Below are 9,560 nucleotides of genomic sequence, written 5' to 3' on the forward strand. Positions count from 1 at the left end.
CGACAAGCCGGTGATCGTCGCGCTCAACAAGACCGATACGCTCGACGACGAGCTGATCGCGGCGCTCTCGGCCGAACTCGAAGCCGAAAGCGGCCATCCGGTGATGGCGCTGTCGGGTGCAAGCGGCGCGGGCGTACCCGCGGTGCTCGACAAGCTGCTCGAGGCGATCGGCCATCCCGAGCCAGGCGAAGACGAAAGCGAAGAAGCGAGCGACTGGTCGCCGCTTTAGGAACGAAAGCTCGCCGCTGAGAATTTCATGCGGAACAACAAGGATTTCGCATGACCGATCGAAGCAAGTTCGCTGCCCCCCTCTTCCTCGCATTCGCGGCGGCCGCCGTCCCCGCGCAAGCGCAAGGCAGCGAGGAAAGCGGCGAAAAGCGTACGCGCATCATCCTCGGTCCGCAGCTGTCGCCGTCATGGCCGGGTGCGGACAAGTTCAGCGTCGGTCCCTATATCGACGTCTCGCGTACCCGCGCGAGCGAGTTCGAATTCGAAGCCCCCGACGAAAGCTTCGGCCAGCCGCTCGTCCATTCGGGAAATTTCGCGTTCGGGCCGGCCTTCGGTTTCATCGGCAAACGCAAGGCGTCCGACATCGGTGCCGACCTGCCGAAGGTCGGTTTCACCGTCGAGGCGGGCGGCTTCGCGCAGATGTCGGTCACCCCGTCGCTCCGCCTCCGCGTCGAAGGCCGCAAGGGACTGAGCGGGCACAAGGGCTGGACCGGCGAGGTCAGCGCCGATTATATCGCGCGGCAAGGTGACGACTGGCTCTTCTCGATCGGACCGCGCGTGACGCTCGGCGACGCGAAATATACCCGTGCCTATTTCGGCGTCACCCCCGCGGCAGCCCTGGCCTCGGGCATTCCCGCCTACGATCCCGGCGGCGGTGTCCAGTCGGTCGGCGTCACCGCCGGATATCACCGCATGCTAGGCAAGAACTGGGGCATCGCCGTCTACGGCCGCTACGACCGCCTCGTCGGCGACGCGGCGGACTCGCCGGTTACGCGTCAGCTCGGTTCGCGGAGCCAGCCGTCGGGCGGTATCGCGCTAAGCTATACATTCGGCGGGCCGCGCTAACGTAATGATTGGCGCGGGCTTCCGCGCACGCTATCGGCGGCGCCATGAGCCTGTTTCCGCCCGCCTCCTGCCCGCGGCTGATCGTCAAGATCGGGTCGGCGTTGCTCGTCGACCCATCGGGCGCGGTGCGCCGCGACTGGCTCGTCGGGATCGCCGCCGACATTGCCGAGCGGACGCGGGCGGGCCAGCAAGTCGCGGTCGTATCGTCGGGCGCGATCGCGCTTGGCGCGCGGCGACTGGGGCTTGCCAAGGGCGGGCGCGGGACGCTCGAGGATGCGCAGGCGTCCGCAGCGACCGGACAGATCGCACTGTCGCAGGTCTGGGCCGAGGTCCTCGGTGCCGAAGGGCTGACCGCGGCGCAAATGCTCGTCACACTTGACGATCTCGAACATCGACGCCGTTATCTCAACGCCGCCGCGACACTCGACCGGCTGCTCAGTCTTGGCGTCGTGCCGATCATCAACGAGAACGATAGCGTCGCGACCGAAGAGATCCGTTTTGGTGACAATGATCGTCTCGCGGCGCGGGTCGCTCAGGCCGCTGCGGCGGGCGGCGTGATACTGCTGTCCGACATCGACGGCCTCTACGACCGCAACCCGGCGCGGGAAGGCGCTGTCCATATCGCGCGCATCGAGCGCATCGACGCCGCGATCGAGGCGATGGCCGACACGGGCTCGGCATCGGGTATGGGGTCGGGCGGCATGGTGTCGAAAATCGCCGCCGCACGCATCGCCAATGCCGCGGGCGCGCATCTCGCGATCGCGTCGGGGCGCATCGACCGGCCGCTGTCGACCGAAGCGCGGCACAGTCTGTTCGTCGCCGACAGGGGCGCAAGCGCGCGCAAGGCATGGCTCGCAGGCGGGCTGACCGCGAAGGGGCGGATCGAGATCGACGCCGGGGCCGTCAGAGCGTTACAAGGCGGCGCAAGCCTGCTTGCCGCCGGCGTGACAGCAGTCAGCGGCAGTTTCGCGCGTGGCGACATCCTCGATATCGTAGGGCCCGACGGGCGCGTCATCGCGCGCGGCCTGTCCGAATATCCGGGCGCCGACGCCGCGAACATCGTCGGCCTCGGCCGCGATGCGCAGGAAGCCGCGCTCGGCTATGCGCCGCGCAGCGCGATGGTGCACCGCGACCATATGGTGCTGCTGTGAGCGAGCGCGTGCTCGCGATGACCGGCGCGACCGGTTTCGTGGGCCGCGCGACGATGCGGCAAGCGGTCGCGGCGGGCTGGCATGTTCGCGCGCTCACCCGCAGGCCGCAGCCCGAGCGCGCAGGTGTGACATGGATCGCGGGTGCGCTCGGCCAGTCCGACAGTCTTGCCGAAATGGCGGCGGGCGCCGATGCCGTCATGCATATTGCCGGCGTTGTGAACGTGCCGACGCGCGCGGCGTTCGAGGCGGGCAATGCGACCGCGACCGCCAATGTCGTCGATGCCGCGCGCCGTGCCGGAGTTACGCGCTTCGTCCATGTCTCGTCGCTCGCGGCGCGCGAACCCGCCATTTCCAACTACGGCTGGTCGAAGGAGCGCGCCGAGGCCGTTGTAGTCGAGAGCGGGCTCGACTGGACGATCGTCCGCCCGCCCGCGGTCTTCGGCCCCGGCGATACCGAGATGCTCGACCTGTTCCGCATGGCGCGGCGCGGGATCGCGCTGGTGCCGAACGGGCGCATGTCGGCGATCTATGTCGACGAGCTTGCGCGGCTGCTCGTCACCCTCGCCGCCGACCGAGGCGCCAGCATCGGCCAGATCTACGAGCCCGACGACGGCAAACCGACGGGCTGGTCACACCGCGGTTTTGCCCGCGCTGTCGCACGTGCTGTAGGACGGCAACGCCTGTCGACGCTCGCAACGCCGGCCATGCTGCTCAAAGCCGGCGGCCGCATCGACAAGCTGGTGCGCCGCGGCCGCGCCAAGCTCACCCCGGATCGCGCGCGCTATATCGCGCATCCCGACTGGGTCGCGACCAAAGGCAAATGCCCGCCGCCCGCGCTGTGGCGCCCCGAGCGCGACACCGACGACGCGCTTGCCGAAACCGCGCGCTGGTATCGCCGCGAAGGCTGGCTCTGACGTCGCCGGTGTGGCACCGCCGTTCGCCCGTCGAAGCGTGCATTGCCAAGGGCGAGCGGCGTCCCTAGGTTCGCGGACATGAACGACACCACCGCGAACACGCCCAACGATCCCGCCGGCCCCTGGGCCATCCCCGTACGCCGCCCGCTGCCCGGCGAGGACAGGCCCAGGTCGACGACCAGCTTTCCGCGCAAGGTCTGGAACCTGCTCGTCGGAATCAAGGATGCGCTCGCGCTCATTTTCCTGCTGCTCTTTTTCGTCGCGCTCTTCGGCCTGCTTGCCGGACGCCCCAACGCCGGACTGCCGGTCAGTCAAGGCGCGTTGCTGATCGAGCTCGACGGGATCGTCAGCGAACAGCCGTCGGAGGTGGACCCGCTCGCTGCGTTGTCGGGCGGCAACCGGCTCAAGGAAATTCGCGTCCGCGACGTCGTCCACGCGCTGGAAGTTGCCGCCGACGACAAGCGTGTGACCTCGGTCGTGCTCGACCTCGACCGCTTCCTCGGCGGCGGGCAGGTCTCGCTCGCCGAAATCGGTGCCGCGGTCGACAAGGTGCGCGCGAAGAAAAAGCCCGTCCTCGCCTTTGCGACCGCCTACACCACCGACAGCTATCAGGTCGCATCGCACGCCAGTGAAATCTGGGCCGACGGTATCGGCGGCGTCGCGATCGCCGGGCCGGGCGGCTCGCGCCTCTATTACAAGGGCCTGATGGACCGGCTCGGCGTTACCGCGCACATCTATCGCGTCGGCACCTTCAAAAGCGCAGTCGAGCCCTTTCTCCGCAGCGACCAGTCGCCCGAAGCGAAGGAAGCCGATCTCGCCTATGCCAGCGTCCTCTGGGAAAACTGGCTGAGCGACGTCAAGAAGGCACGCCCCGCCGCCAAAGTCGATGCCTTCATTGCCGATACCGCGGGCGCGGTGAAGGCCGCGGGCAACGATCTGTCGAAAGCGTCGGTCGACGCCGGGCTGATCGACAAGGTCGGCAGCCGCATGGCATTCAACCGCCGCATCGCCGAGATCAGCGGGGCGGCCGACGACAGCAAGCCATGGGAATATAATGCGATCCCGCTCGAAAACTGGGTCGCGGCGAACCCGCCCGCAACGAACGGCAGCGCGATCGCGGTCGTCCCCGTCGTCGGCGAGATCGTCGATGGCGAGGCGCCGACCGGCGTGGCGGGCGGCGAAACCGTCGCGCAGCACATCCTCGACGCCGCCGCCGACAGCGGGGTCAAGGCGATCGTGCTCCGCGTCGACTCGCCCGGCGGATCGGTGCTCGCGTCGGAGGAAATCCGCCAGGCACTGCTCGCAGCGAAGGCGAAGAAACTGCCGATCGTCGTCTCGATGGCGAATGTCGCGGCGTCGGGCGGCTATTGGGTATCGACCCCGGCCGACCGCATCTTCGCCGAGCCCGAGACGATCACCGGCTCGATCGGCGTGTTCGGCATATTGCCGAGTTTCGACCAGGCGCTCGCCAAGGTCGGCGTCAACGCCGACGGGATCGCGACGACGCCGCTGTCGGGGCAACCCGACATATTCGGCGGGGTGAACGACGAATTCAACGCGCTCGCGCAGGCGAGCGTCGAGGATATCTACGCGCGCTTCACCGGCCTCGTCGCAAAGAGCCGCAAGCAGCCGCTCGACAAGATCCTGCCTATCGCCGAAGGGCGCGTATGGGCGGGCGGCACTGCACGCCAGATCGGCCTCGTCGACCAGTTCGGCGGCCTGCCCGATGCGCTCTCCGCTGCCGCGAAGCTCGCCAAGATCGACGGCGATTTCCACGCCAAATATTTCGAGGACGAGCCGAGCGAATTTTCGAAAATGCTCGCGAGCTGGTCCGGCGCCGAAAAAGAGACGGCGGCGCTCCCACGTGGCTGGTTCGGCATCGCGGCGATGAACCGCCAGCTCACCGAGCGGCGCCTGGTGCAGGACCTGACGATGCTGACGCAGGCGGGATCGGTGCAGGCTTCGTGCCTCGACTGCCGCGCCTATCTCCCCGCCGTCCCGCGGGCGGGTCAGGGCAAGGCCAAGGGCTTCCTCGCGACGCTGGCGCTGCTGCTCAAATAGGTCAGGCCGCGACGGCAACCGCCTTGGCATGCTCGGCGACTGAGTCGGCCAGCGTATCGACGAGCGCGAGCGGAAGGTCGTGCCCCATGCCGGGGATCGTCAGCAGCCGCGCGCCCGCGATATTGTCGGCAGTGTCGCGCCCGCCGGGCAGCGGCACGAGCGGATCGTCCTCGCCGTGGATGACAAGGGTCGGCGCCTCAATGTCTTTGAGCATCGCGCGCCGGTCGCCATCGGCGACGATCGCCGCCATCTGGCGCGCAACGCCTTGCGGATACCAGCCGCGCTCGAAATCGGTACGCACGCGCCGCTGCAATCTTTCCTCGGTCGACGGATAACCGGGGCTGCCGATCACGCGCGCGGCGTTGACCGAGTATGCGATGAGCGCTTCCTTGTCGCCGCTCATCGGGCGGTTGGCGAGCACGCGCATCGCTTCCTTCTGGGCGCGCGGCAAGCGGCGGTTGCCCGTGGTCGACATCACCGAGGTCAGCGACAGCACGTGCCCCGGATAGCGCGCCGCGATATGCTGCGCGATCATGCCGCCCATCGACACGCCGACGACATGCGCGCGGTCGATGCCGAGATGATCGAGCAGGCCGATGCCGTCGGCCGCCATGTCGGCGAGCGTATAGGCCGGGCGCACCGGCAGGCCGATCACCGATTTGACGATCATCCACTTCACATTGGGAATGCCCGCGGCCTCGAAACGCGTCGACAGGCCAACGTCGCGATTGTCGTAGCGGATGGTGCGGAAACCGCGCTCATTCAACGCATCGACGAACTCGTCGGGCCAGAGCGTCAATTGGCCGCCGAGGCCCATGACCAGCAGAATGACGGGCGCATCCCGCGGGCCCTTGTCCTCATAGGTGATGCTGATGCCGTTGACGGCCGCCTGTTCGGTTTTCATGAAGTTCCTCTGGCTGAAAATACTAGCTCGCTGTCGCGGGCTTGTAATGCGCGGCGTCGGACGTGAATTCGGCGCGGCCATATTCGGCGAGTTGGCGCTCGATCCGGTGGACGAGACGGCGGTCGGCCAGGTGGCGGATGACGGGCAAACGCGAGGCGACGCGATAGGCCGCCATGCGCCCCGCGATGCCGAGCATCGTCGCGCCATAGATGAGATGATCGCGGCGCCGCACCGGCACGCCGACATGGGCGGCGCGCGCCTCATCACCCGCAAGAAAAGCCTTCACGAAGAAGACGCGGCTGACCGAATATTCGAGCCGGCGCTTGACCTGCCCCTTGGGCGATATGTCCTTCGACAGCTCGGCGTCCATCGTCGCGCGGAGCAGCCCGCCGCAGACCTGATCGTCATATTCGTAGCGGAGCGTCGCGCTACGCGTGCGCCAGATGCGGACGATATCCTGCGGCGTATCGGCGAGCAGGTCTTCGGGCAGGCCGAGCAGATAGCAGCGATAGCGCGCGAGCTCTACGCGCCCGCGTTCGAGCCGGGTAAAGCTGGTACGGCCCTTCGCGAGCACCTCCTGCGACATGAAATAGACGGGGATCAGCCCCGCCGGCATCTGATCGAGCTGCGGGATCGGCATGCCATAGGTTTCGGTGTCCCACATGCCGGGGCGCGACAGCACGTTGATACGCACCATCGAGTGCATCAGCCGCACCATCGCCGCCGCCTTGAAGCCCGGTCCGAAGCGGTCGAGCGCACCGGGGAGCGCGGTGGTGGCAAAGAAGGTCGCGGTTTCCTTCACCCGCCGCGCCGCCGTCGCATGTCCGAGCGTGCCGGTAAGCGCCATCGGCAGCGCCGAATATTTATTGAGGAAAGTCGCGATAAAGGCGCCGCGGATCAGGAAGGGCGAGAGATTTGCCGTCGCGTTGCGCTCATAGGCAGCGCCTTCCTCGACCAGCCCCATGTCGAGCCAGTCAGGCTTCTGCTCCATCTCGCGGATCAGCGCGTCCAGCTCGCGCGGCGCATCCTCGACCGCCTCGATGCCCTTGTCGCACGCGTCGACGAGCATCGCGACGGTGCGCTGGAAGCCGTAGCGCGGCATCAGCGCGGCATAGGCGTCGCCCGTCCGGTCGCCGAGCATCGTATATTCGCGGATGCGGCCGAGCAGTTCGGGATCGTCCAGATAGTCGGCGCGGTCGATGCTGCGGACGCGGCTGAGCTCGCTGACCGCATCGACCTCGGGCGCCCAGCGCTCGGGCGCCTTGTCGAAATCGAAACGGCCGAACAGCTCGGGCAAGGCGTCCGCCTGACCCCGCACCCGGCGTGCGATGGTGCTGACATCGATGTTCATAACCCGAAACTGCCATAGTTTCGCAATTTGGCAAGCCTGTCGCTCGTCCTAGCCTTTGGGCCCGCGATAGGCGGGGAGTGCGAGCGACCAGTGAATCGCCGCGCCACGCAGGATGAAACCCGCAATCGCGCCCGCGACCGCCGCGACCGGCGTCCCCGTCCCCAGCCATTGCAATAGCAGGAACAGCCCCGACGCAAGCGCCGCGGCGGTGACATAGACTTCGGGCCGCATGATGATCGACGGTACCCCGGCGAGGATGTCGCGGATCGTGCCGCCCACGCAGCCCGTAATCACGCCCATCATCAATGCGGGGACGGGCGGGACGCCCCACGCCAAAGCCTTGGCGGTGCCGAACACGGCATAGGCGGCGAGGCCCACCGCGTCGGCCCATTCGAGCAATTGTCCCTGCCACCAGCGTTCGGGCGTCAGCCAGACGATCAACGCGATCGCGATGCATACCGCCGCGATCGCGCCATCCTGGACCCAAAAGACCGGCGCGCCGATCAGCAGGTCGCGCACGCTGCCGCCACCAACGCCCGTCACCAGCGCGAAGAAAGCCGCGGTGACGAGCGTCTGGCGCAACCGCACCGCCATCAACGCGCCCGACAGCGCGAACACGCCGATGCCGACGAGGTCGAGCAGGCGGACGATCAGCGCATTGTCGATCTCGAACAAGGTGATCCCCTATTTCGCCGCCGGCCGCACGCCCCCGACGATCGAGAGGACGATCGCCGTCACGGCATTGCGGATCGCGGGCTCCGCCTTCGGCGCGAAGAAGGGCGAATGATTGGTCGGCGCGGGTTCCCCCTTCGCCTTGAGGTCGGCCAGCACCGCCGGATCATAACCGCCGATGCCGAAGAAGAGCGACGGCACGCCTCCATCGACGAACTCCGAATAATCCTCGCTTCCCGACATCGGCGGCGCACTCGCCGGCGCGAAGACCAGGCTCTTGCCGAACACCGGCGTCAGCGCCGCGACCGCGGCATTGGCCATTGTCTCATCGTTGGTGAGGACGCCGGTGCCGCTGAGATAGCGGATCGTCGGCTCGGGCGCGCCGCCCATCGCGGCCGCCGACTTCGCGACGCGCGCGGTGCCGTCCTGAAGCAACTTGCGCACCTCGGGCGACTGCGAACGCAGATTCACCTTCACCTCTGCACTGTCGGGGATGATATTGGGCGCGCTGCCGGCGTTGATCGCGCCGATCGTCAGCACGCCGAAAGCGGCAGGATCCTTTTCGCGGCTGATCACCACCTGTGTGTCGGTGACGAAGCGCGCGGCGATCGGAATGGGGTCGATCGTCGCGGCGGGCATCGAGCCGTGGCCGCCGCGACCATGGAAGGTGATCGAATAGCTGTCAGAAGCCGATGACCCTGCGCCCGCCTTGATCGCTACCACACCGGCCGGCAGGTTCGACACATGTGCGGCGAAACCGAAGTCGGGCTTGGGGAAGCGTGTGAACAGCCCGTCGTCGAGCATCGCGCGCGCGCCGATCAGCGGTTCCTCGGCGGGCTGGCCGATGAGCACCACGGTGCCCGACCAGCTGTCGCGCATCGCATCCAATGCCTGCGCGACGCCGACGAGATAGGCGACATGCGTGTCGTGACCGCACGCGTGCATGACGGGCACATCCCTGCCCTCATAGGTCGCGCGCGCCTTGCTCGCCCAGGCGAGCCCGGTCTTTTCCTCTATCGGCAGCGCGTCCATGTCGGCGCGCACGAGGATCGTCGGGCCCTCGCCATTCTTGAGCAGGCCGACGACGCCGGTGCCGCCGACCTTTTCGGTCACGGTAAAACCCGCGCTGCGCAGATGCTGCGCGAGGATGCCCGCGGTGCGGACTTCCTGCATCCCGAGTTCGGGGTGCTGGTGCAGATCCTTGTAAAGCGCCTCCAGCGCCGGGTAATTTTTATCCAGCAGCGCGGTCAGCCGCGTATTGGCGGCACCGAGGTCGGGTGCCGCCTGTGCGCCGGTCGCGATGAGGGAGAGGGTCAGCGAAGCCGCTACCCAGAGCCCGTGCTTCGCCATAACTCTCTCCCGTTATCATTTCATCAGGTGTGGATCGGCTTGCCCGTCACCGCCATCGCAGCTTCCTTGATCGCTTCGCTGTG

At 67.5% G+C, this 9,560-nt stretch carries 8 protein-coding genes and 1 pseudogene; 5 read left to right on the forward strand and 4 right to left on the reverse strand.

The features are described 5' to 3' along the window. The 5 genes and pseudogenes from obgE to sppA form a co-directional block, all read left to right on the forward strand. Positions 1 to 229, forward strand: a pseudogene (gene obgE / locus JHC57_RS18490) (GTPase ObgE); the annotation flags it as partial. Between the two features lie 50 nt (positions 230 to 279). Then, entirely contained in the window at positions 280 to 1,074 is a 795-nt protein-coding gene (locus JHC57_RS18495) for a MipA/OmpV family protein (protein ID WP_294031881.1), read from the forward strand. Positions 1,075 to 1,118: 44 nt separating this feature from the next. Further along, on the forward strand, positions 1,119 to 2,225 hold the full coding sequence (gene proB / locus JHC57_RS18500) for a glutamate 5-kinase (RefSeq protein ID WP_294031882.1): 1,107 nt from the start codon (positions 1,119 to 1,121) through the stop codon (positions 2,223 to 2,225). Beyond that, positions 2,222 to 3,139: an NAD(P)-dependent oxidoreductase gene (locus JHC57_RS18505; protein WP_294031884.1), complete on the forward strand. Its 918-nt coding sequence runs from the start codon at positions 2,222 to 2,224 to the stop codon at positions 3,137 to 3,139. The genes proB and JHC57_RS18505 overlap by 4 nt, the downstream gene beginning before the upstream one ends. Before the next feature lie 78 nt (positions 3,140 to 3,217). Beyond that, positions 3,218 to 5,200, forward strand: coding sequence for a signal peptide peptidase SppA (gene sppA / locus JHC57_RS18510; protein ID WP_294031885.1), 1,983 nt, complete (start codon positions 3,218 to 3,220; stop codon positions 5,198 to 5,200). Between the two features lies 1 nt (position 5,201). Here the strand turns inward: sppA and JHC57_RS18515 are convergent, their stop codons facing one another. The 4 genes from JHC57_RS18515 to JHC57_RS18530 are packed head-to-tail and all read right to left on the reverse strand — an operon-like array spanning position 5,202 to position 9,477. Next, positions 5,202 to 6,104, reverse strand: a complete 903-nt coding sequence (locus JHC57_RS18515; RefSeq protein ID WP_294031887.1) for an alpha/beta fold hydrolase — start codon at positions 6,102 to 6,104, stop codon at positions 5,202 to 5,204. Between the two features lie 22 nt (positions 6,105 to 6,126). After that, the gene (locus JHC57_RS18520; RefSeq protein ID WP_294031888.1) at positions 6,127 to 7,455 is read right to left on the reverse strand and encodes an oxygenase MpaB family protein; all 1,329 of its coding nucleotides are present in this window, start codon (positions 7,453 to 7,455) and stop codon (positions 6,127 to 6,129) included. 48 nt (positions 7,456 to 7,503) lie between these two features. Beyond that, positions 7,504 to 8,121: a trimeric intracellular cation channel family protein gene (locus tag JHC57_RS18525; protein ID WP_294031892.1), complete on the reverse strand. Its 618-nt coding sequence runs from the start codon at positions 8,119 to 8,121 to the stop codon at positions 7,504 to 7,506. 18 nt (positions 8,122 to 8,139) lie between these two features. Next, entirely contained in the window at positions 8,140 to 9,477 is a 1,338-nt protein-coding gene (locus JHC57_RS18530; protein ID WP_294031890.1) for an amidohydrolase, read from the reverse strand. Between the last annotated feature and the right edge of the window lie 83 nt (positions 9,478 to 9,560).

Origin of the sequence: Sphingopyxis sp. (genome assembly GCF_016463645.1) — a bacterium.
Lineage (GTDB): Bacteria > Pseudomonadota > Alphaproteobacteria > Sphingomonadales > Sphingomonadaceae > Sphingopyxis.

Coding starts and splice junctions, on each gene's coding strand:
- sppA (WP_294031885.1), top strand. CDS start 3,218: ATGAACGACACCACCGCGAACACGCCCAACGATCCCGCCGGCCCCTGG.
- JHC57_RS18530 (WP_294031890.1), bottom strand. CDS start 9,477: ATGGCGAAGCACGGGCTCTGGGTAGCGGCTTCGCTGACCCTCTCCCTC.
- JHC57_RS18495 (WP_294031881.1), top strand. CDS start 280: ATGACCGATCGAAGCAAGTTCGCTGCCCCCCTCTTCCTCGCATTCGCG.
- proB (WP_294031882.1), top strand. CDS start 1,119: ATGAGCCTGTTTCCGCCCGCCTCCTGCCCGCGGCTGATCGTCAAGATC.
- JHC57_RS18520 (WP_294031888.1), bottom strand. CDS start 7,455: ATGAACATCGATGTCAGCACCATCGCACGCCGGGTGCGGGGTCAGGCG.
- JHC57_RS18515 (WP_294031887.1), bottom strand. CDS start 6,104: ATGAAAACCGAACAGGCGGCCGTCAACGGCATCAGCATCACCTATGAG.